15 protein-coding genes and 2 pseudogenes are annotated in these 22,799 nt (G+C 70.6%); 8 read left to right on the top strand and 9 right to left on the bottom strand.

Translation table 11 applies throughout. The annotated features are described in order from the left end of the window. Window positions 1-326: 326 nt before the first annotated feature. Together ACFWWU_RS07950 and ACFWWU_RS07945 are read left to right on the top strand one after the other, a co-directional pair. Window positions 327-1,763, top strand: coding sequence for an RICIN domain-containing protein (locus tag ACFWWU_RS07950; RefSeq protein ID WP_384140533.1), 1,437 nt, complete (start codon window positions 327-329; stop codon window positions 1,761-1,763). Window positions 1,764-1,955: 192 nt separating this feature from the next. Next, window positions 1,956-4,391 (top strand): RICIN domain-containing protein, encoded by a 2,436-nt coding sequence (locus ACFWWU_RS07945; RefSeq protein ID WP_384140530.1) that lies wholly within the window; start codon window positions 1,956-1,958, stop codon window positions 4,389-4,391. 120 nt (window positions 4,392-4,511) lie between these two features. Here the strand turns inward: ACFWWU_RS07945 and ACFWWU_RS07940 are convergent, their stop codons facing one another. Continuing rightward, the gene (locus tag ACFWWU_RS07940; RefSeq protein WP_384140527.1) at window positions 4,512-6,263 is read right to left on the bottom strand and encodes a beta-galactosidase; all 1,752 of its coding nucleotides are present in this window, start codon (window positions 6,261-6,263) and stop codon (window positions 4,512-4,514) included. Between the two features lie 501 nt (window positions 6,264-6,764). Between ACFWWU_RS07940 and ACFWWU_RS07935 the strand changes: the two genes are divergently transcribed. Further along, entirely contained in the window at window positions 6,765-7,163 is a 399-nt protein-coding gene (locus ACFWWU_RS07935; RefSeq protein ID WP_384140524.1) for a molybdopterin-binding protein, read from the top strand. A 19-nt stretch (window positions 7,164-7,182) separates the two neighbouring features. Here ACFWWU_RS07935 and ACFWWU_RS07930 read toward each other — a convergent pair whose 3' ends face one another. Next, window positions 7,183-7,506: a helix-turn-helix domain-containing protein gene (locus tag ACFWWU_RS07930; RefSeq protein ID WP_384140521.1), complete on the bottom strand. Its 324-nt coding sequence runs from the start codon at window positions 7,504-7,506 to the stop codon at window positions 7,183-7,185. Between the two features lie 240 nt (window positions 7,507-7,746). Here ACFWWU_RS07930 and ACFWWU_RS07925 point away from each other — a divergent pair. Continuing rightward, window positions 7,747-7,830, top strand: a pseudogene (locus ACFWWU_RS07925) (MerR family transcriptional regulator); the annotation flags it as partial. A gap of 109 nt (window positions 7,831-7,939) precedes the next feature. Then, entirely contained in the window at window positions 7,940-8,752 is an 813-nt protein-coding gene (modA, locus tag ACFWWU_RS07920; RefSeq protein ID WP_384140519.1) for a molybdate ABC transporter substrate-binding protein, read from the top strand. Window positions 8,753-9,044: 292 nt separating this feature from the next. On the opposite strand, the gene eno is transcribed toward modA, so the two are convergent. After that, the gene (gene eno, locus ACFWWU_RS07915; protein WP_384140517.1) at window positions 9,045-10,352 is read right to left on the bottom strand and encodes a phosphopyruvate hydratase; all 1,308 of its coding nucleotides are present in this window, start codon (window positions 10,350-10,352) and stop codon (window positions 9,045-9,047) included. A 163-nt stretch (window positions 10,353-10,515) separates the two neighbouring features. Between eno and ACFWWU_RS07910 the strand changes: the two genes are divergently transcribed. Next, entirely contained in the window at window positions 10,516-10,938 is a 423-nt protein-coding gene (locus ACFWWU_RS07910) for a MarR family winged helix-turn-helix transcriptional regulator (protein ID WP_384140514.1), read from the top strand. Window positions 10,939-11,103: 165 nt separating this feature from the next. On the opposite strand, the gene ACFWWU_RS07905 is transcribed toward ACFWWU_RS07910, so the two are convergent. Further along, a complete protein-coding gene (locus ACFWWU_RS07905; RefSeq protein WP_384140511.1) occupies window positions 11,104-11,289 on the bottom strand; it encodes a CsbD family protein in 186 nt (61 codons plus the stop codon). Window positions 11,290-11,336: 47 nt separating this feature from the next. Continuing rightward, window positions 11,337-11,780: a Fur family transcriptional regulator gene (locus tag ACFWWU_RS07900; RefSeq protein ID WP_384140508.1), complete on the bottom strand. Its 444-nt coding sequence runs from the start codon at window positions 11,778-11,780 to the stop codon at window positions 11,337-11,339. Window positions 11,781-12,060: 280 nt separating this feature from the next. On the opposite strand from ACFWWU_RS07900, the gene katG reads away from it, so the two are divergent. Continuing rightward, complete coding sequence (gene katG / locus ACFWWU_RS07895; RefSeq protein ID WP_384140505.1) at window positions 12,061-14,250, top strand: catalase/peroxidase HPI; 2,190 nt, start codon at window positions 12,061-12,063, stop codon at window positions 14,248-14,250. A 142-nt stretch (window positions 14,251-14,392) separates the two neighbouring features. Here katG and ACFWWU_RS07890 read toward each other — a convergent pair whose 3' ends face one another. Next, on the bottom strand, window positions 14,393-14,911 hold the full coding sequence (locus ACFWWU_RS07890; RefSeq protein WP_384140502.1) for a hypothetical protein: 519 nt from the start codon (window positions 14,909-14,911) through the stop codon (window positions 14,393-14,395). A 125-nt stretch (window positions 14,912-15,036) separates the two neighbouring features. Here ACFWWU_RS07890 and ACFWWU_RS07885 point away from each other — a divergent pair. Then, window positions 15,037-15,549, top strand: a pseudogene (locus tag ACFWWU_RS07885) (AAA family ATPase); the annotation flags it as partial. A gap of 15 nt (window positions 15,550-15,564) precedes the next feature. On the opposite strand, the gene ACFWWU_RS07880 reads toward ACFWWU_RS07885, so the two are convergent. The 3 genes from ACFWWU_RS07880 to ACFWWU_RS07870 all read right to left on the bottom strand — a co-directional run bounded on the left by ACFWWU_RS07880 (window position 15,565) and on the right by ACFWWU_RS07870 (window position 22,558). Then, on the bottom strand, window positions 15,565-16,557 hold the full coding sequence (locus ACFWWU_RS07880) for a helix-turn-helix domain-containing protein (RefSeq protein ID WP_384140499.1): 993 nt from the start codon (window positions 16,555-16,557) through the stop codon (window positions 15,565-15,567). A gap of 137 nt (window positions 16,558-16,694) precedes the next feature. Further along, window positions 16,695-20,444, bottom strand: coding sequence for a S8 family serine peptidase (locus ACFWWU_RS07875; RefSeq protein WP_384140496.1), 3,750 nt, complete (start codon window positions 20,442-20,444; stop codon window positions 16,695-16,697). Between the two features lie 263 nt (window positions 20,445-20,707). Continuing rightward, complete coding sequence (locus ACFWWU_RS07870; protein ID WP_384140493.1) at window positions 20,708-22,558, bottom strand: glycoside hydrolase family 15 protein; 1,851 nt, start codon at window positions 22,556-22,558, stop codon at window positions 20,708-20,710. Window positions 22,559-22,799: the final 241 nt, after the last annotated feature.

The following is a 22,799-nucleotide window of genomic DNA, read 5'->3' as shown; positions in this document are numbered from 1 at the left end:
CTTGTCCGCCACGTTCGACCGTTCCTTCCCCGGGGCCTCCGGGGCGCATGCCGACGCGCCCCATCAAGTCATGTTGACGCAAACAGGCTCCCGGGGTCAAAACCCTGATCTCTTTCGTCCGAATCCTTGACAGGCTCCCGGGCTCCTCCGAAACTTCCGGCTACACCGTGTTTACGAAAACATTACGTAGGCCGCGGTGTTCCCCACGGTCTGAACGACCGGTGTCCCCTCCAGGCGCCTCACCGCTCCGGACCTCCGGCGCGGTCGTCCGCCGCACTCTCCGCGCGGAGCGCCCGGTCCGACGCAACACCACGAGGTATCGCGCCATGCGACTCAAGTTCTCCGGGACGGCGGCATTCCTGTGCGCCCTCCTCCTGTCCCTGGTCACCGCCGCGGGCACCGCCCACGCCGCCCCGGTGTCCATCTCCAACGGAACCCAGTTCACCGATCCGGCCGGCAACCCCGTGCACGCCCATGGCGGCGGCGTACTCAAGGTCGGCGGGTACTACTACTGGTTCGGCGAGAACCGGAACACGGACAACACCTTCCGCTACGTCTCCGCCTACCGCTCCACCGACCTGAAGACCTGGGAGTTCCGCAACCACGTCCTGACCGAGGCGTCCGATCCGGAGCTCGACTGGGCCAACATCGAGCGCCCCAAGGTCGTCTACAACAGCGCCACGCAGCAGTTCGTCATGTGGATGCACAAGGAGAACGGCTCGGACTACGGGGAGGCGCGCGCCGCCGTCGCCGTCTCGTCCACGGTGGACGGCGACTACACCTGGCGCGGCAGCTTCCGCCCCCTGGGCCACATGTCGCGGGACATCACGACCTTCGTCGACACCGACGGCACCGGCTACATGATCTCCGCCGCCAACGAGAACGCCGACCTGCACGTCTACCGGCTGACCCCGGACTACACGGCCGTGGAGGCGCAGGTCCAGCGGTTGTGGGCGGGCCAGTGGCGCGAGGCGCCGGCCATGTTCAAGCGGGGCGACGTCTACTTCCTCCTGACCTCCGGCGCCACCGGGTGGTCCCCCAACCAGCAGAAGTACGCCACGGCCACCAGCGTCACCGGCTCGTGGAGCGAGCTGAAGGACGTCGGCGACGGGACGACCTTCCGCAGCCAGACCGCCTACGTCCTGCCGGTCCAGGGCACGAAGGGCACGAGCTACCTCTACATGGGAGACCGCTGGGGCAACTCCATGGGCGGGACGGTCAACGACTCGCAGTACGTGTGGCTGCCGCTCGCCTTCCCCACCAGCACCACCATGACCATGGACTACTCGCCTCAGATCACCGTCGACACCGCGGCGGGGACCGTCAGCGGCATGAACGTGCCGTGGGAGTCGCTCGCCGCCCGCAGCAGCGGCAAGTGCGCCGACGTGGCGAACTTCGACTCGGCGGACGGGGTGCAACTCGTCCAGTGGGGCTGCGGAAGCGGTGTGAACCAGCACTTCTGGATCAAGAAGCTGGGCACCGGATACGTCCAGATCATGGCCCGGAACAGCGGTAAGTGCCTCGACGTCGCCGGGGCCTCGGCCGCGGACGGCGCGCTCGCCGTGCAGAACACCTGCGACGGCTCGGCCTCCCAGCAGTGGAAGGTCCGGACGACGGACGTCGCCGGGTACGTCGAGCTCGTCGCCCGCCACAGCGGCAAGTGTCTCGACGTATCGAACTGGTCGAGCGCCGACGGAGCCGCCCTCGCGCAGTGGACCTGCAACGCGGGCGACAACCAGAAGTGGCGGCGCTCGGCGGTCTGACCGCCGCGTACGCCGTGAGACCGACGCGGGGCGGCCACCGTCCCCGGCCGCCCCGCGTCACCCACCCACGCCACTCACCCACATCGCCCCACGCGCGTCACCCATCAGGCAACCCCCACGCGCGTCACCCACCTCGCATCCCCCACCCGCGTCACCCACCTCACATCCCCCACCCCCTCGAAGGAGCAGGTCGTGTTCCCCACCCGCCACCGAACGGCGTCACTCCGCCGGTCTCGGCTCACCACGCGCCTGGCCGCCCTCGGCACCGCCACGGTCCTCGCCGCCACGGCCTTCAGCGCGGTAGGACCCGGCTCGACGCCGGCGATCGCCGCGGAGGCCCCCGCGGCGGCCCTGACCGTACGCCTCGACCCCGGCTACCAGCACCCGGCCTTCCAGGGGTGGGGCACCGCGCTCGCCTGGTTCGCCAACGTCACCGGCGGTTGGCCGACCGCCCAGCGCGATGCGCTGGCGGACGCCCTCTACGGCGCCGACGGCCTGGGATTCACGATCGCCCGCTACAACATCGGCGGCGGCGACAGCCCCGAGACCGCCCCCTACATGCGGGCCGGCGCGGCGGTGCCCGGCTACTGGAACCGGCCCGGCGCGGAGGCCCCCGACTGGTGGGACCCGAACCGCGCCGACCACTGGAACCCCGGTGCCGACGCGAACCAGCGCTGGTGGCTGACGGCCGCCAAGGCGCGCGGAGCCACCACCTTCGAGGCCTTCTCCAACTCGGCGCCGTACTTCATGACCAACAGCGGCCTGGTCTCGGGCGCGGTCAACGGCTGGCAGGACAACCTCCGCTCCGACCAGTACGACCGGTTCGCCGCCTACCTCACGGGCGCGCTCCAGCGTGCCCAGTCCGCCACGGGCGTCACCTTCGACTCCCTCTCACCGGTCAACGAGCCCGACACGGACTACTGGCACGCGGGCGGCCGCCAGGAGGGCTCGCACTGGGACCCGGCCTCCCAGGCCCGCATGATCACGACGCTGCGCGCCGCGCTCGACGCCAAGGGCGTGACGACCCCGATCGCCGGGATGGACGAGACGAACCCGGGGAAGTTCCGGTCCGACTGGGAGTCGTACGCCCCCGCCGTCCGGGACGCGGTGGGAAGGCTCAACACGCACACGTACGGAACCAACGGCCGCACCGGAGTCCGGGACATCGCCAAGGGCGAGACCACGCCCCTGTGGATGTCCGAGGTCGATCTCGGCGGCAGCGTCCCCCAGAGCTTCACCTCCATGAGCCCCGCGCTCGACCTCGCCCAGCGCATCAACGACGACATACGTGAGCTGGAGCCGAGCGCCTGGGTGCTCTGGCAGGCCGTCGAGGACTACGAGAACATGACGCCGGGCCGCGAGAACTCCAACTGGGGCCTGATCCAGACCGACTTCACCCCCGACGACGCGGCGACCGAGCCGCTGCGCAAGAACAAGAAGTACTGGGCGATGGCGAACTACAGCCGCTTCGTCCGCCCCGGCGCGCGCATCGTCAACACCGACGACCCGCAGACGCTGGCGGCGGTACGGCCGGGCGGGAACGGCGTGGTCGTCGTCCACACCAACCCGACCGGCGACGAGCGCGAGATCACCCTGAACCTCGACGGGTTCCAGGCGGTCACGGCCGGACCCGTCGAGCGGTGGACCACCGACGCGACGAGGAACCTCCAGCGTGACGGCGACGCGGCCGTGAGCGGCCGGACGCTCAAGGCCACCGTCGGCCCCGGCTCCGTCACCACGTTCGTCCTGCCCACCGTCACCGGCGTGAACCCGGCGACGACCACCGCGCCCACCGGCACGCCGCGCCAACTGCTCAACGACAACAGCGGCAAGGCGCTCGCCGTCGCCACCGTGGGCGGCAAGAGCACGGTCGTCCAGCGCACCTCGGCCCCGGCGGACAGCGCGCAGCAGTGGACCTTCACGAAGTCGTCCGCCGCCGACTGGGGCAGCACCGCCGCCTATCGGATCACCAACGCCAAGACCGGCAAGGCGCTCTCCGTCTCCGACGGCGCTCTGACCTTCGCGTCGCCCGGATCGTCCACCGCGCAGCAGTGGATCCGCTCGACCACGGGCGACGGCCACAGCACCCTGATCAACGCGGCCGACGGCAAGCTCCTGGACGTCACCGGCGCCTCGACCTCCGACGGGGCTCCCGTCGGCGTCCACCAGCCGACCACCGGCGCCAATCAGTCCTGGACCTTCCCGGGCACCGCACCGGACGTCTGGAAGACGCTGTCCTTCCGGCACAGCGGCAAGTGTCTCGACGTCAGCGGTGCCGGCTCGGGCGACGGCGCGTCCGTCGTCCAGTACGGCTGCAACGCCGGGTCCAACCAGCAGTGGTCGCTCCGCTCCACCGGCGGTGGATACGTGAACGTCGTCGCCCGGCACAGCGGCAAGTGTCTCGACGTGAGCGGTCTGTCCACGGCCGACGGTGCCGACGTGTTCCAGTACTCCTGCAACGGTGGCCGCAACCAGGAATGGGCGGTCCGGAGCACCGGCGACGGACACCTCACCCTGACGGCCCGGCACAGCGCCAAGTGCCTGGCGGTGAGCGGCGCCTCGACCGCGGACGGCGCGGTCGTGGAGCAGCGGACCTGCGACGGCACCGCCGCTCAGCAACTGAGCTGACGTCCGAAGAGCCGGGCCCCGACCGAAGCCGGCGGGCTCCCACCGAAGAGCCGGGCTCCGACGGAAGAGCCGGGCCCCGACCGATGGGTCGGAGCCCGGCTCTTCTCCGCGCCGTCGTGGCTACTCCTCGGTGGGCCCGAGGTCGGCCGCGTCGCGGAAGTCGACCGTACGAGCCCGGGGCGCCGCGTGGAGCTCCAGGACGACGACCTCGTTCGTGCCGGAGCGGAGGACCGGTGCCGGCACGTACAGGGAGCGCTGCGGGCCGCGGGACCAGTAGCGGCCGAGCGCGAAGCCGTTGACCCAGGCGTTTCCCTTGGTCCAGCCGTCGAGGTGCAGGAAGGCGTCGGCGGGGTCGGTCACCTCGAAGGTGCCGCGGTGGAAGGCCGGTCCGACGACCGTCGCGGCGGCAGGCGCGAAGGGAACGTCCCGCGGGTCGGCGAGCGGGAGCGCCCGGCTGGTCCAGCCCGCGAGCTCCGTGCCGTCGAGCAGGACCTTCCCGAGGAGGCCCTTGCGGTCGTGGATGCCCTGACCGTAGTTCACGCGGCCCTGGTTCTCGACGAGGACGGTGAGCGTGCTGCCGGCCCTGGGCACCATGAAGGCGAGGGCGTGCTCGTGGTTCTCCCGCTCCAGAACGCCCACGGGCTGGCCGTCGACGAACACCTGGGCCCGGTCACGGACCTGCTCGACCTCCAGGAGGGCCGGCCCCTTGAGCGGCAGGATCGTCTCGTACAGGACGAAACCGAAGTCCTGCTCCAGTTCCTCCATGGTGAGGGGCCGGCGCGCCTCGACGGAGCTCCCGAGGGCCGCGGCGTGGGCCAGAAGGCCGGCGCTCTCGGTCAGGGGCACGGCCCGCGGGGCGAGCTTGGGGCCGGGCGGCGGGACGGGGACGTCCGGCACGGGGGCGTACTTGGCGATCACGTCGCGGAAGGCGGCGTACTTCGGCGTCGGGTCGCCGGCCTCGTCGAGGGGCGCGTCGTAGTCGTAGGAGGTGACGGTGGGCCGGTAGGTGTGCTTGTCGTTGGCGCCGTTGGTGAAACCGAAGTTGGTGCCGCCGTGGAACATGTAGAAGTTCACCGACGCGCCGGTGGCGAGGAGTTCGTCGAGCTCGCGGGCCGCCTGGCCCGGGTCGCGGACCACGTGGTGCGCGCCCCAGCGGTCGAACCAGCCGATCCAGAACTCCGTGGTCATCAGGGGGCCTTCGGGGCGCCGGGCGCGGAGGTCGGCCAGGTGCTCGGCGGAACGGCTGCCGAAGTTCGCCGTGGCGAGGACGCCGGGCAGGGATCCGCGCTCCAGATCGGCGGGCTGGTCGCAGGTGAAGAGGGGGACGTCGACGCCACAGCGGCGCAAGGTTCCGGCGAGGTGCTCCAGGTAGGCGGTGTCGTCGCCGTAGGCCCCGTACTCGTTCTCCACCTGGACGGCGAGGACCGGGCCGCCGCGAGAGGCCAGGTAGGGCCGGAGGGGGGTGAGGAGCCGCTCGAAGTAGTCGTCGACCGCGGCGAGGAACCGGGGGTCGCGGGAGCGCAGGCGTATGTCCGGCTCGGCGAGCAGCCAGGACGGGATGCCGCCGCCCTCCCATTCCGCGCAGATGTACGGGCCTGGGCGGAGGAGGACGTACAGTCCCTCGGCGGCGGCGAGGTCGAGGAACCGGGGCAGGTCGAGGCCGCCGTCCAGCGTGAAGCGGTCGGGCCGCGGCTGGTGGAGGTTCCAGGGGACGTACGTCTCGACGGTGTTGAGCCCCATGAGCCGGGCCTTGCGGAGTCGGTCCGCCCACTGGTCGGGGTGCACGCGGAAGTAGTGGAGACCGCCGGACAGGAGCCGAAACGGTTCGCCATCGAGGGTGAAGCCGCCCTCGTCGATCTGGAGAAGAGGCATGGACGGATGCTCCTGTGCTGGGGAGGTGCGCTGTCGCGGAACGGGAAGATCCCCGATGCGAGTATGTTTGCGTAAACACAGCATGCCTGGCAAGCCTTCACCGACCCCACTCGCGAGCCACCGGCACGCGGCACGGAGGCGGACCCGCTGGAGAATCCCCCAGCCTCAGTGGCTCCGCACGGATATGGACACGCTCTCGCGGCGTGTGCCGCACTGACGCGGAGCCTGAATGTTTACGTTCACATTGCCTACGAGTCACAGCGGAGCTGTCCACGAGCTGCTCGACCGCGCGCCAGAACGACGACCGGTCGGTCGTCGACCTCGCGCTCCTGGAGCGGATGCACGACGCGGGACGCCGACTGTTCGTCTGCTCCAGCGGCGTCCTGCCCCCACGCCTCACCGGACTGTGGGCCGGCAGCGTCTCGTCGCTGTCCGCCGGGACTCGGCGAGGCCGGAAAGGAGCGCCTCGGCATCCGTGGGTGCATGACCTAGAGTGCCGGGGTGTCGTCGTACAGCATTGGGCAGGCCGCGAGGGTGCTCGGAGTCAGTTCGGAGACCGTTCGCCGGTGGGCGGACGGCGGCAGGCTGGGCATGGAGCGCGACGGGGCCGGTAAGCGGGTCATCGAGGGCGCGGCCCTGGCCCGCTTCGCGAAGGAGCGGGGTGCGGGACTGCACGCCGTTCCGGAGGACGACGTGCCGACCTCCGTCCGGAACTCGTTCGTGGGGATCGTGACGGCCGTACGGGTCGACGACGTGGCCGCGCAGGTGGAGGTCCAGTCCGGTCCGCATCGGCTGGTGTCCCTCGTGACGCGCGAGGCCGTCGAAGAGCTGGGGCTCGACGTCGGCGTCACGGTGACGGCGCGCGTGAAGTCGACGAGCGTACACATCGACGTGCCCTGACCACTCCGCTCCGGGACCGTCAGCGGCAGAGCAGCGCGGCGCGCAGGTCCGTCTTGCGGTCGAGGCGGGACAGGTCCCGGCCGGTGAGTGCCTCGATGCGCTCGACGCGGTAGTGGACCGTGTTCGGACGGACGGACGTGCAGGGCCTGGGCGGTCCTCGCCCAGGAGCGGTCGTGCGCCAGGAAGACTCCAGCGTCTCCAGGAGCATGGCGCGGAAGCACGCCCGGCGCCCAGCAGCGACCTCAGGACCGTCTCTCGGCAGACAGCCCGTACGTCGGGCCGGGATGCCGGCCATCACCATCACCAGCGCGCCGAGATCACCGAGGCCGGCGACACGCACCACCGACGGTGCCCTCAAAGGCGGGGAGGCGCGGAGCGCCGGGTCATGGACCTCGCGACCCGGTTCGACGACGAGGGCTCGACCCGCCGGACGGGCCCGTTCGTCGATTCCTCCAGTCCCTCTCGCATTCGCGATGGAGAGACCCACAGCTTTGTTGCATATGAGATCCAGTCCGCCCTACCGTGTGGCACATGCAGTCCTACACCCGGTCATGCGGCGCGGCGCTGGGGCGACGCGGGCCGGGCCGTGGATGAGCCGGGACTGAGAGTCGGCATGCAGGCCACCGCCCGCGTGAAGTCGACCAGCGTGCACATCGATCGCACCTGACCACCCCCTCACGCAGCACCACCTCACCCCGGTACCGCAGCACCTCGGCAGTCGGCGCGGCCTGCCATCCCCGTACTGTCCGTTCGCCCCCCAAGGAGCTCAGACCCTCATGCCCCTCACCCTCACCAGACGTCGTGCCGCCGCTGCCGCGCTCACCGCGGCCCTGCTGGTCCCCCTCGCCGCCTGCGGCAACAATGACGACACCGATAGGGACACCGCCGGGTCCACGCGCTCCGGCTCCGCGAGCGCCGCGCCCCGGGCGAACCTCACCGTCCTCGCGGCGGCGTCCCTCACCAACGTGTTCAAGACGGCGGGTGCCGCCTACGAGAACTCCCACCCGGGCACGAAGATCACCTTCTCGTTCGCGGGGTCGCAGGAGCTCGTCGCCCAGGTGTCGCAGGGCTCGCCCGCCGACGTCCTGGTCACTGCCGACACCAAGAGCATGGACAAGGTCAGGGCCGACACCGGCACCCCGGCGATCATCGCGAAGAACCGGCTCGTCATCGCCACCGGCGAGGGCAACCCGTTCAAGGTCGACGAGCTGAAGGACCTTGCCGACACCAAGCTCAAGGTCGTCCTCGCCGCCCCCGAGGTGCCCGCGGGCAAGTACAGCGAGCAGGTCCTGGACGCCCAGAAGATCGCGGTGAAGCCGGTCTCCCAAGAGCCGAACGTCCGCGCCGTGCTCAGCAAGGTCGAGCTGGGCGAGGCCGACGCCGGCCTCGTCTACAAGACCGACGCCGCCTCCGCCGCCGACAAGGTCGACGCCGTCGAGATTCCCGACGCGCAGAACGCCATCGCGAAGTACCCGGCCGCCACGCTCAAGGCCTCCAGGAACGCCGAGGCCGCGGCCGCGTTCGTCGCCTGGCTGTCGTCGACCGAGGGGCAGAAGATCCTCCAGGACGCCGGCTTCCAGAAGCCGTAATCGACCCGGCACCGGTCGGAGCGTGAGGGCTGCCCGTACCGGGGGGGGACGGGCAGCCCGTCTCCCTCCGGGCCCTCGGGCTGTCGCTGCTGCTCGGGGTCCCGCCGCCCTGGCTGCTCGCGCGGGTGCCGTCCCGCGGCAAGGCGATCGTCCACTCCCCCGTCCTGCCGCCCAAGCTCCTGCCGCCGACCGTCGGCGGTGTCGCGCTGCGGGGACGGCGGACAGGCCCAGCGCGTCACACTCGCCGAGACCCTGGGCGCCCGGCCGTGCGCCCTCTACCCCTGCCTGCCGTTCACGCCCGGCGCAGGGCGGAGCGGCCCGCAAAGCGTGCCGAGTCGCCCAACTCCTCTTCGATACGAATCAGTTGGTTGTACTTCGCCGTACGGTCGGAGCGGGAGAGCGAGCCGGTCTTGATCTGACCGCAGCCGGTCGCCACCGCCAGATCCGCGATGGTGGTGTCCTCCGTCTCGCCCGAGCGGTGCGACATGACAGCCGTCCAGCCCGCCTCGTGGGCGGTCGCCACGGCGGCCAGCGCCTCGGTCAGGGTCCCGATCTGATTGACCTTGACCAGGACCGAGTTGCCGACGCCGGTGCGGATGCCCTCGCGCAGCAGCGTCTCGTTGGTGCAGAACACGTCGTCGCCGGTGAGCTGGCACCGGTCGCCGACGCGGGCGGTCAGCTCGCGCCAGCCGTCCAGGTCGTTCTCCGCCATCGGGTCCTCGATGGAGACGACCGGGTAGGCGTCGATGAGCTTGGCCAGGTAGTCGACGTTCTCGGAGGGGGTACGGCGCACCCCCTCCCCCGCGTAGTCGTACACCCCGTCGCGGAAGAACTCCGACGACGCCGGGTCCATGACCAGGCCGATGTCCGTGCCGGGACGGTAGCCGGTGCGCTCGATGGCGGCCATCACGAAGTCGAGCGCCTCCTCGGCGGTACGCAGCGCGGGCGCGAAGCCGCCCTCGTCGCCGACTCCCGTGGAGTGCCCTGCGGCCAGCAGATCGCGGCGCAGGGTGTGGAAGACCTCGCTGCCCATGCGGACGGCTTCGGCGAAGGTGTCCGCGCCCACCGGCGCGATCATGAACTCCTGGAAGTCCAGCGGATTGTCGGCGTGGGCGCCGCCGTTGACGATGTTCATCATCGGCAGGGGCAGGAGGTGGGCGCCGGCGCCACCGAGGTAGCGGTAGAGGGGCCGGCGGTGGGCCGCCGCGGCGGCCTTGGCGGCGGCGAGGGAGACACCGAGGATCGCGTTGGCGCCGAGCCGGGACTTCGTGGCGGTGCCGTCGAGGGCGACCAGCGCGGCGTCGAGGCCCGCCTGATCCGCCGCGTCCCGGCCTCGTACGGACACCGCGATCTCCCCGTTGACGTGGGCCACCGCGCGGTCGACGCCCTTGCCGTGCCAGCGCCCGGCGTCTCCGTCGCGGAGCTCCACGGCCTCCCGGGCACCGGTGGAGGCGCCGGAGGGGACCGCCGCGCGCCCCAGGGATCCGTCCGTCAGGACGACGTCGACCTCGACCGTGGGGTTACCCCGGCTGTCGATGATCCGGCGGGCGGTGACGGACTCGATGGCGGCTTCGATGGTGTCGACTGCCTCTGTGGACATGGGAGTTCCTTCCCGTTGCCGTATGCCGTGGCCCCGGCTGCGGCAACGCTGACGCTGAGCCCGACAAGCCCAAACCCTACAGCAATGCTGCTCAGTTTCGCTGTACAGCATTGCTGTACAGGTCAGGTGCACAGCAATGCTGACCAGCGGGGTAAAGTGCCCTATGCCCACCTCGGAAGCCGCCGCCATCGCCGCCGAACTGCGCACCGCGATGGGCAAGCTCACCCGGCGCGTCAAGCACGAGGACCGCATCCCGCTGGGGCAGGCCGCCGTGCTCGGCGCCCTCGACCGCAACGGCGCCATGACCACCAGCGACCTCGCCGCCGATCAGCGCGTACGCCCCCAGTCGATGGCCCGGTCGGTGGGGCTGCTCATGGAGCAGAACCTGATCACGCGCCGGGCGCACCCCACGGACGGCCGCAAGTCCCTGGTCGAACTGTCGGACGCGGGCCGGGCCGCACTCGAAGCGGAGCGCGGCCGCAGGGCCGGCTGGCTCGCCCAGGCCATCGAGGCCGAACTCACGGACGATGAGCGCGAGTTGCTGGCACGGAGCGCCGCCCTCCTGGAGCGACTCGCCACACGCTAGGCCGCGTCCGGACGCGGCTGAGAAGTTCCTCCAGCCCGGCGACACGAGCCGGCCCGGGCGGGTCGGCAGCGGTCATCACCGACAGGCCGCCACCACCGGACGCCGTGCCCGCCTCCTCATGCGGAGGCAGGGGCGGCCGGCACCGACGTCTGGTGCTCGCCGGGTCTACTTGTCGCGGTCCATGGAGTCGCGGATGCCCTTGGCGCGCTCACGGACCGCCTCGACCGCTTCCCGGACCCTGCCCTTCGTCTGGTCCGCCTTGCCTTCCGCCTCCAGGCGCTTGTTGCCCGTCACCTTTCCGGCGGCTTCCTTCAGCTTGCCCTTCGCCTTCTCCATGCCCTTGCCAGCCATGACGGGACTACCCCTTTCCTGCGGCTCAGCCCCCATGGCCACGCTAGTCACGCACCGGGAATCCCGCCCGGCGGCAGAACGTCGTGGCACTGGGGGCACAGCCCCCGGTAGGTGACCTCGACCTCGTACACCGTGAAGCCGAAGCGCTCCTGCTCCGGGAGACAGGCCAATGGATCGCCGGTCGGGTGGACGTCGCGAATGGTGCCGCAGCCCGAGCACACGAGGTGCTCGTGCGGGTGGTGCGCGTTGGGGTCGTAGCGTTTCGCGCGGCCCTGGGCCGAGACCTCCAGCACCTCGCCGAGCAGGACCAGTTCGCCCAGGATGTTGTAGACGGCCGCCCGGGAGATCTCGGGCAGTCGCTGTGTGGCACGGGCCTGCACCTCGTCGGCGGTGAGGTGTACGTGCTCGCCGTCGAGGACCTCGGCGACGACGCGTCGCTGGGACGTCATCCGCCAGCCACGCCCTCGCAGTCGCTCCAGCAGGTCGCTCATGATGATTCACCTGTCCAGGCTCGATGGGTGACAGGAGTTTACCGACAGGTGTCCACAGAGAAGCACGGGAACGCCTCCCACAAATTCCAGCCGCGCTATCGCGATGATCAGAAAATGAGACCCCGCCCCCGGGAATTTGACCGTGTTATACGGGGCGCTCTGCGTGTTCCCCTGCCCGTGCGGTCCACGGTGCGCGACCATACGGACGCTGACGCGGTCGTACAGCGTTCAGAGCAAGCAGACGGCAGACGAGAACACCGAGACAGGAAGAAGGACGGACGTGTCCGGCAGCGAAAGCGAGAACCCGGTAATCCCCGCCCCCACGCCGACGCCGACCCGGCCGAGGACGAATCGGGACTGGTGGCCCGATCAACTGGACCTCCAGGTTCTCCACCAGCACTCGCCCCAGTCCGATCCGATGGACGCGGACTTCGACTACGCGGAGGAGTTCGCGACCCTCGACGTCGACGCGCTGAAGCGCGACGTCATCGAGGTGATGACCACGTCGCAGGACTGGTGGCCGGCCGACTACGGACACTACGGGCCGCTCTTCATCCGGATGAGCTGGCATGCGGCCGGGACGTACCGCATCGCCGACGGCCGAGGCGGTGGCGGGTCCGGCGCTCAGCGCTTCGCGCCTCTCAACAGCTGGCCGGACAATGCGAGTCTCGACAAGGCACGCCGTCTGCTCTGGCCGGTCAAGCAGAAATACGGACGGAAGATCTCCTGGGCCGATCTTCTGGTCTTCGCCGGTAACTGCGCCATGGAATCGATGGGATTCAAGACATTCGGGTTCGGCTTCGGGCGAGAGGACATCTGGGAACCCGAGGAGATCTTCTGGGGGCCCGAGGACACCTGGCTCGGGGATGAGCGGTACAGCGGCGACAGGGACCTGACCGGTCCTTTCGGTGCCGTACAGATGGGCCTGATCTACGTCAATCCCGAAGGGCCCAACGACACCCCCGATCCGATCGCGGCCGCCAAGGACATTCGTGACACGTTCGCGCGGATGGCGATGAACGACGAGGAGACGGTCGCGCTCATCGTCGGCGGTCACACGTTCGGAAAGTGCCACGGCGCGGTCGATCCCGAGTACATCGGTCCGGAACCCGAGGCCTGTCCCGTCGAACAACAGGGTCTCGGCTGGCGGAACACGTACGGCAGCGGCAGCGGCGCCGACACGCTCACCAGCGGGCTGGAAGGCGCATGGACCTCCGCGCCGACGACGTGGGACAACGGCTACCTGGACAACCTGTTCCGGTACGAATGGGAGCTGACGACGAGCCCGGCCGGCGCGAAGCAGTGGACCCCCACGGATCCCTCGGCGCGGGGCACGGTGCCCGACGCTCATGATCCGTCGAAACGACACGCTCCCATGATGCTGACGACGGACCTCTCCCTGAAGCTGGATCCGGTCTACGGGCCGATCGCGAAGAGCTTCCACGAGAACCCGGAGAAGCTTGCGGACGCGTTCGGCAAGGCGTGGTACAAGCTGTTGCACCGTGACATGGGCCCCCTCTCCCGCTACCTCGGCCCGTGGATCCCGGCGCCGCAGCTGTGGCAGGACCCCGTCCCCGAGGTCGATCACCCGCTCGTCGGGGACGAGGACGTCGCCGCCCTCAAGAGCAGGATCCTCGCCTCGGGACTGTCCGTCTCCCAGCTGGCCACCACCGCTTGGGCGTCGGCGGCCACTTTCCGCGGCACGGACAAGCGGGGCGGGGCGAACGGAGCACGGATCCGGCTCTCCCCGCAGAAGGAGTGGGAGGTCAACGACCTGCCCGAAGTGACCGAGACCGTGCAGGGTCTCGAACGGATCCGGCAGGACTTCGACAGCTCGCAGTCCGGCGGAACGAAGATCTCGCTCGCCGACCTGATCGTCCTGGGCGGATGCGCGGCCGTCGAGCAGGCCGCGAGGAACGCCGGGCACGACATCACGGTCCCGTTCACGCCGGGGCGCACGGACGCCTCGCAGGAGCAGACGGACGTGGAGTCGTTCGCCGTGCTCGAACCCAGGGCGGACGCCTTCCGCAACTACCTCCGGGCCGGAGAGAAGCTGTCGCCGGAGACCCTCCTGCTGGACCGCGCCAGCCTGCTGACCTTGACCGCTCCCGAGATGACGGTCCTGACCGGCGGCATGCGGGCGCTGAACACGGGCTTCGGGCGCTCCCGGCACGGCGTCCTCACCGACCGGCCGGAGACGCTGACCAACGACTTCTTCGTCAACCTGCTCGACATGCGCACGGAGTGGAAGCCGTCGGCGTCGGAGGAGAACGTGTACGAGGGCCGGGACCATGCCACCGGCGAGACCAGGTGGACGGCCACCGCCGTCGACCTCGTCTTCGGTTCGAACTCCCAACTCCGGGCGGTCTCGGAGGTCTACGCGTCCGCGGACGCCGGAGCGAAGTTCGTCCGTGACTTCGTGGCGGCGTGGGACAAGGTGATGAACCTCGACCGGTTCGACCTCGCCTGAGCCCGATGTCCCGGTCGGCCGTCCGCGGCGGACCGGGACATCACCAGGATTCGGTCCGGCGTACGGGCCCGCCCGCACCGCGCACGGTACCGACCGCGGGCTGCCGGCTGCGGCGTGGTCCCCGACGCCGCTCTGATCACGATCACGGGAAGTACAGGGCGGCCTTCTCCCGTACATGGCCCGTGAACATGCCGCCCCAGGCGACCCCGCCCCGGTACATCGTGGTCCGTACGGCGTCCGGGGCGGTCTCGACCGTGAGGGGGCGGCTGATCAGCGTCGTGTCGAGGATCCGGGCATCCTGGGCCGCCCACTGGGCCGCCTCGGGCCGGACGCGCGCGCTCACCAGGGCGGGGAGCACCAGTGCCGCGTTGCGGGCTCCGGGTATGCCGCCGCGGAGGCCCTTGGCGTAGCGCATGGCCCACGCGGTGAACTCCCCCAGCGTGGCCACATCGATCTCGGGTACGGCAGTCGCGAAGACGAACAGCTCGGCCTTCGTCCCGAACCAGCGGACCTTGCGGTCGGCGCGGCTGCCGGTGACCACCCGGCGGCCGTCCCATTCCGGCAGGGTCACCGTGCAGCCGTCGGCCGTCAGCCGTTCGTGAAGCCCTGTGAGGTACGTGGCCGCCGCGTCGGCGGTCGGTTCGGTCGCATGCGGGTTCATGCCTGGATCTTCCAGCACCCTTGCGAAGCAGGGGAAGAGGAGCGACGCTGCCCCTCACCGCATCGCCCCGTTCTGTGACGTGATCGGCACCACCCACGATCCGCGGGGCGCTAGCGTTGGGTGCCATGATCGTATGGCTGAACGGCACCCACGGGGCAGGCAAGACGACGACCAGTGCGCTCCTCCAGCAGCTGATCCCGGATTCACGGGTGTTCGACGCCGAGAAGGTCGGCGAGACGCTCATGGACATCACGCCGGGGCTGCCCGAGACGGACAACTTCCAGCACTGGCCGCCGTGGCGGCCGCTCGTCGTCGAGACCGCCCGCCGCGTACTCGACTACACGGGCGGCACCCTGGTGATGCCGATGACGGTCCTGGTCGAGCGGTACTGGCGCGAGATCAGTACGGGTCTCGCCCAACACGCCATCCCCGTCAGGCACTTCGTCCTCCACGCCGACCAGGAGACCCTCCGCGGGCGCATCGAGGGGGACGCCGTCATGGGCCCCTCCCCCTTCCGCCTCAGGTACCTCGAGCCCTACGCCGAGGCGGCCCGCACGTGGCTGCACGGAGAGGCCGAGGTCGTCGACACCACGCACCTCACTCCCGCACAGGCCGCCCTGCGGATCGCGGCAGAGGTCACGACGTCGGATGGTTCAGGGAGCCTCTGCCCAGCCGTTTCGTACGGCGTGGGCGCCGAGCTGCATCCGGGTCCTGACTCCGGCCAGGTCCATGAGGTGGCGCAGGCGCCGGTGCAGCGTACGCGGTGACAGACCGAGTTGCGTCGCGGCGGTCAGGTCCGTCAGGCCGGCCAGGAGCAGGGCGAGGATCCTCCGGTCGAGGTCGGTGGGGCCTTCCGTACCGACCTCGACGGTGGGATCGGCCTGCGCCCCGGCGCCCGACAGTTCGAGGGGGCGGGCGGTGCGCCACACCGTCTCGAAGAGTGCGTCCAACGCGTCCAGGAGGCCACTGCGGTGCAGCAGCACGGCTCCGGGTTCTCCGGCCGCTGTGACCGCGAGCGGGACGAGTCCGAGGTCGGCGTCGGCCAGGACGAGTTTCATCGGCAGCTCGTCGGCGACACGCAGGTGCACGCCCTTGCCCAGGGAATCGATCGCGTCGTCGATGATGCCGGGTTCCGCCAGTACGGCCCGGTCCAGCACGGCGCGGAAGTGCACACCCCGGCCGATGGCCATGGGTTCGGCGGTGTTCTCGTCGGGCGGCAGGGCGACGAACGGGGCGGTGATGAAGGAGCGGACCTGCGTGCGGGCCGCCTGCTGCACCTGGAGGAATCGATGCCGGATGGCGTCGACGCCGGTGACGACCTCGATCAGGTCGCTGATGCTGCTCCCGGTCATCGCCGCCCGGTGCTCCTCGGCGAAGGTCACCAGGGCGTGCTCGGCCATGCGCAGCCCGTCCCGGCGCTGGCTGATGAGCGCGCCGAGCGCCATGGCCGGCGGCGCGGCGGTGAACCGTTCGTCCGCCGACCTGGTCGCCAGCCCCCACTCGACGAGGCGGGACAGTGCCTTGTCGACGTGGGCCTGCGACAGGGCGGACAGGTCGGCGAGAAGGACCGCGGTGGAGTCCGGCCGTCCGAGCAGCGCCCGGTAGACGCGCTCGTCATCGGGATCGAGGCCAAGGACATCCAGCATCGGCGATCGACTCTCCCTCGCTTGCCGCAGCGGGGAGAGTATCCGCCATGGCGGCAGACCGTGAATAGTCCCTGCTGGGAGCTGGTGTGAGGGGAAGGGCCCCGGGGAGTCGCCTCCCCGGGGCCCGACGGTGCGGCTCATCGCAGGCCGTACGCCCGGATGATCTCGTTCGTGACGCCGAAGCCGCCGTCCGTCCCGGCGCTCGCGCGGAGCGAGACGAAGCCGCCGGGCTTCTTGGCCGTCCTGAACGAACCCGTCCAGGAGCCGTCGGCCCGCTTGGCCAGGGTCACCTTCTGCCAGCCGGCGCCGTCGTCGTACGAGACGTCCAGCGTCACCTTGGTGACGGTGCCCGGGACGGTCCCGAGGTTCATGGACACCGGCTTGAGCGCGATCTCCTGGGTCGTGCCGGCCCTGACGTCGCCGTGCAGGTCCGTCTCCAGCGCGTAGTCCAGGTTCAGCACCGAGAACGGCTCGAAGAAGTCCGAGTCGACGGTGTCGGACATGAAGGTCCACTCGGTGTGGGTGCGCGTCGACAGCCGGAAGACGTCGCCGGGCCGTTCCACGTCGAGGACGGCGCGGTAGGGCAGGTTGCCCGCCGGGACCTCCACCCACTGCATGTCGCCGCTGACCGGGTTGTCGTGGATCAGCCTGTCACCCTGGAAGACCCGCAGGTGGGATGGTGTCTCGCCCCACGGCAGGTAGCCGCCGAGGCGCATGGTGTCGCTGGCGGAGGCCCACGCCTGCACGTTCCAGGTCATGTGGTTCTTCCAGCGGGAGTTGTACACGCCGAACGACTCGCTCTGGCCGGGCCGGGTCGCCGGAGCGAACCAGTCCAGGCGGGTGGTGCTGCCCTTGGCGTACGTGTTGTCGCCCGACACCATCGACCACGGCAGCGGGCCGTCGACGCCCTGCGTGTGGAACTCCCGCCAGACCTGGCCCGGGGTCACCCACTCCGTGCGGGTGCCCGGGTGCCACTCGAGCTCGGGCATGTTGAAGGACGGGCTGAGGGTGAAGTCGGACCGGTAGCCTTCCGCGAGCCGGCCGCCGGCCGCCGCGTAGTAGCGGGCGTCGATCCGGGCGAGGTCGGCCTTGCCCGGCGTGTAGACCAGGGCCCGGTCCGGCACCTGGCCGGGGTAGTCCCGGGTCAGGTCGTAGACGAAGGGCGTGTGCTCGGTCTGCTTCACGGTCAGGGGGAAGATGCCCGCCTTGGCCATCGCGACAAGGCCCTTGCCCGCGTCGCGGTGCACGGTGGCGACCGGGATGGCCGACTCGCCGACGTACTCCATCAGGCCACCGGCACGGTCGTTGACCACGATCAGCACCTTCGCACCTGCCGCGACCGCGGCCTCGGTGCGCTCCCGCGGCGAGACCTCGTCGCTGCGCTCGACGACGACGATCCTGCCCTTGGCGGTGACCTTCTCGTACGCGGCCGGGGCGCCGTCGCCCGCGTAGACGGCGTGCAGCGTGTCCGTGCGGGTGCCCAGGGCGCTGCCCGCCTGTACCCGCGCCTCGAACGGGAGTCGGCCGCCCAGCGCGCTCAGGCCGAGCTGCGGCTCGCCCTTGCGCCAGCGGGTGATCAGCATGAACTCGCCCCGCGTCATCGCCTCCGTCGGCGTGACGTAGACATCGTCGTACGTCGGCGGCACCACGTACGCGCTGCGGTAGTCCATGTACGGGTCGAGGCCCTCGTAGTGGACGTTGAAGTCGACCTTGCGCTGGCGGTCCTCGGTGCGCTGCGGCGCCTCGGTCCGGAGCAGGCGTGCCTTGCTCGCGTCCAGCACGACGTCCGCGGAGCCGTCCTTGAGCACGGTCTCCGGGTCGACCAGCACGGCCACACCCGAGCGGTCCGCCTTCTCGCCGGGCACGTCGACGTACGCGGCGACGGTGTACAGACCGGGTGCCATGCGCATGGTGGTCGAGCCCTCGACGTAGACGTTCCACGGCCAGGGGTCGCCGGCCAGGTTGACGCCGACCCAGCCGGTGGCGGGCTTGCCGTCCTTGCCGACCAGCTTGATGTTCAGGTCGTAGCGCTCCTCCTCCTTCAGCAGCGCCACGGACGTGCGGGTCACCGGCTGTCCCGTGGCGGCGTCGGTGGCCGTCACGTAGCCGGCGTGGCGACCGGCCGAGGCGGCCCGCGGGTCACCGGTCACCGGGACGGCGGCGGTGCCGCCGGCCGGGACGGTCACCGTGGTGGCTCCCAGCGTGAACGGGCCGTCGTCTTCGGTCAGCGCCAGGTCGAGGGTGACATCGGCGGAACCGGTGTTGGTGAAGGTCAGATCCTTCGTGACGGCGACGTCGCCCGGCTCGTGCGGCCAGGTGTAGTCGCCGAAGAAGAGCGACCCGGTGGCCCGGACCGTGGTGCGCACGGCGGCGGCCACGTCGAGACGGCCGGTGCCGACCTCGTACGGCGAATAGCCGCCGTCCAGGCCCTTCGCGGTGCTCGTCAGGTGTTCCTTGAGCTGCGCGCCGGTCCAGTCCGGGTGCTGCTGGGCCAGGATCGCCGCCGCGCCCGCCACGTGCGGGGTGGCCATCGACGTACCGCTGATGGTGCGGTAGAGACCCTCCCCGCCGTCGGTCATCGCCTGTGAGCGGGCGGCGGTGATGTCCACGCCCGGGGCCGCGATGTCCGGCTTCATGCCACCGGACCAGGCCAGCGGGCCGGTGCTGGAGAAGGACGCGAGCCGGTCCTCCTTGTCCGTGGCGGCCACGGTCAGCGCCGACGCCGCCGCACCCGGGGCGGAAATGCTCTCCGGGCCGGCGTTGCCTGCGGCTATGACGAAGAGGGTGCCGTACTGCGCGGACAGCGCGTCGACCGTCTGGGACATGGGGTCGCTGCCGTCGGTCGGATAGGAGTCGCCGAGGCTCATGTTGACGACATCGGCACCGGACTCGGCGGCCCACTGCATCCCGGCCATGACCCAGGAGTCCTGGCCGTAGCCCTCCGCGCCGCCGAGCACCTTGCCGACGTACAGGTCGGCGCCGGGCGCGACACCCTTCTGGTCGCCACCGGAGGCGGCGCCCGAACCGACGATCGTGCCGGCCACATGCGTACCGTGCCCGTTGACGTCGGTGACGCCCTCACCCGGCACGAAACTGGCCGTGCCGTCGACGAGGCCGGCGACGTCGGGGTGGCCGGCGTCGATGCCGGTGTCGAGCACCGCGACCTTGACGCCCTTGCCGGTGTATCCGGCCGCCCAGGCCTCGGGCGCGCCGATCAGCGGCACGCTCTCCTTCAGGCTGGCCTTGACGCGACCGTCGAGCCACAGCTTCGCGACTCCGGCGCCCAGCGTGTCGCTGCCCTGGGGTGCGACGGAGGTCCAGAAGGTGCGGGTATGTCGCTTGTCGGTGCTGAGCGCGGCGCCCCGGATGCCTTTGAGCGTGCGGGTCAGCTTGCTGCCGCGGGGAGCCCTCGGCTCGGCGGGGGCGCGGGACGTCGGCTTGGCGTAGGTGGCGATCAGCGGGACGGCGGCCGCCTTCTCGTCGTCGTACCCCATCTCGATGAGGTCGGTGACGTTGAACAGGCGCCGGTCCAGCCTGTCCGTTCCCAGCAGCGGCACCGCCTCGTCCGGGATGACGTACAAGTCGCCCTTGATCTCCTGGAGTTTGACGCCGCCGACGGCGCTGTCGGGCCGGTCGACATCGGCGATCTGCTTGCCGTCGGCGGTCGTGGTGACCGTGACGACGTCGCCGGTGACGAGGGTGACCCGGTGGGTCGCCGAGGGCTTCGCGGGGACGGTGGGCTTGGTGGGGACGGTGGGCTCGGCCGGAGCGGCTTGCGCGGGGGCCTGCGCGACGGCGAGCCCCGAGGCCAGCAGGGCCACGGTGACCGCCGCGACCAGCTGCCGGCGCCCACGCCGAAAGGCGGACGGATGAGAGGGGGAGTTCATGCCATGGGTCTATCGACCCGTGAACGCCGCCGTGAAGGCCTCATGACGGCAAGTCCTCGCCATGGCAGAGGCTTGTCAGCCGTGAACCGCGCGATTCCGGGCGGAAAGACCCCGTACGGACGGTCGCTGGTCCGTACGGACGAAGGTGCCGGGCTCGACGGCGCGAGGGCGATTCAGAGGAGAGGCCGACCGCACGCTCCTCGTCGTACGGGGGACCACCGGCCGGCCCCCGTCACGGAGAGACGGAAGACCGTGCCCACGGCCTAGGGTCCGGCGCGCCGCGCGTCCTGAAGCATCGAGTCCAGGGTGATCGCGGCGTCGATCAGTGCCAGATGGGTGAAGGCCTGGGGGAAGTTGCCCAACTGGCGCCCCGTCAGGTCGATCTCCTCGGAGTACAGGCCCAGGTGGTTGGCGTACGTGAGCATCTTCTCCAGCACCAGCCTGGCCAGGTCGGTGCGTCCGGCCCGGGCCAGGGCGTCGACGTACATGAACGTGCACAGGGAGAAGGTTCCCTCGGAGCCGCGCAGCCCGTCGGGGGACACCTCGGGGTTGTAGCGGTAGACGAGGCTGTCGCTGACCAGCTCACGCTCCATCGCGTCCAGCGTGGATTTCCACGCGGGGTCGTCGGGCATGATGAAGCCGACCGTCGACATGCGCAGCAGCGACGAGTCGAGCACGTCGTCCCCGTAGTGCTGCACGAAGGCCCGCTTCCCCGGGTCCCAGCCACGGTCGAACACCTGCGCGTAGATCTCGTCCCGCGCGTCGACCCAGCGTCCGCCGGCCGCGGGACGGCCGTCGTCGAAGGCGATCCGCAGGGCGCGGTCGAAGGCCACCCAGGACATGACGCGACCGTAGGTGAAGTCCTTCCGGCCTCCGCGCGTCTCCCAGAGTCCTTCGTCGGGCTGGTCCCAGTGGTCGACCAGCCAGTCGATCAGGGTGTGCAGGCCCTTCCAGCCACCGTGGTCGAGATGCATACCGTGCTGGTGCGCGAAGTAGATGCTGTCGAGCGCCTCGCCGTAGATGTCCAGCTGGAGCTGGCTCGCCGCTCCGTTGCCGATGCGGACCGGCGCGGAGCCGCGGTATCCCTCCCAGTGGCCGAGGGTCTCCTCGGCCAGGTCGGCGGAGCCGTCGACCCGGTACATGATGTTCAGCGGCCCCGAACCGTTCTCCCGGCCGGCCTCCTGCTTCACCCGGTCGTGCAGCCAGTTGATGAACGCGGACGCCTCTTCCCTGAATCCCAGGCCCAGCAGGGCGTACACGGAGAACGAGGCGTCACGGATCCAGGTGAACCGGTAGTCCCAGTTGCGCTCCCCGCCCAGCTGCTCGGGGAGGCCCGCCGTGGGCGCGGCGACCAGGGCGCCGGTCGGCGCGTACGTCATGAGCTTCAGCGTCACGGCCGAGCGTTCCACCGCCTCCCGCCACCGGCCGGAGTAGGTGGACTGGCCCAGCCAGGAGCGCCAGAAGCCGACCGTCTCGTCGAAGAGGCGCTCGAACTCCTCCAGGCGGACCTCACGTGGAGGCCCGTCGGGGGCGGATTCCATGACCAGGCCGCGCTGCTGCCCCGCCCGCAGGTTCAACGAGAAGCACAGGTCGTCGTTGTCTCCCCGGCGGATGCGCAGCAGCCGCTCGTCCTGCGGCTCACGGACGGGGTGGACGGCGAAGTCCAGGTCTTCCGAGGTGAACAGGGCTCCGTGCTCGGAGACGTGCAGTTCGTGCGGCTTGCGGCCGTAGTCGAAGCGCGGAGCGAACTCCCCTTCGAACGTCATGCTGCCGCGTACGCAGCGGAGCATACGGACGAGACGGTGCCGGTCCGTCGCGATGGTCCCGGTCACCGGCATGAAGTCGACGACCTCCCCCGCCCCGGCCTCCGTCATGAAGCGCGTCACCAGGACAGCCGTGTCCGGGTGGTAGAGCTGTTTGGTCGTGTACGTCTCCGCAACCGGCCGCACGGTGAAGTGGCCGCCCTTGCGCCGGTCGAGCAGCGAGCCGAAGACGCTGGGCGAATCGAACCGGGGGCAACAGAACCAGTCGATCGTCCCATCGGTCGTCACGAGCGCCGCGGTCTGCAGGTCACCGATCAGACCGTGGTCCTCGATCAGGGGGTAGTCCTCCATCGCACGCCCCTTTCAGCCCCGGTCCACCACACGCGGTCCACCACACGCGGGGCACCTGCGCACCGGGGGTGAGGCGGACCGGACAGCACCCGATCAGCTTAGGCCGAGGGTGTCACTCCGTCCTGGCGAGACGGTGACAACGGGTGACGGCGCGGCCGCTGCGCACGCACCTGCTCCTCCTGCGGGAACCGGTCGAGCGGGAGGTCACCGACCCGGCCCGCCGGGCCGTCGCGGAGCAGGC

Source organism: Streptomyces sp. NPDC058650 (assembly GCF_042717315.1).
Taxonomy (GTDB): Bacteria; Actinomycetota; Actinomycetes; order Streptomycetales; family Streptomycetaceae; genus Streptomyces.
This window is presented reverse-complemented; position numbering and strand designations above follow the sequence as displayed.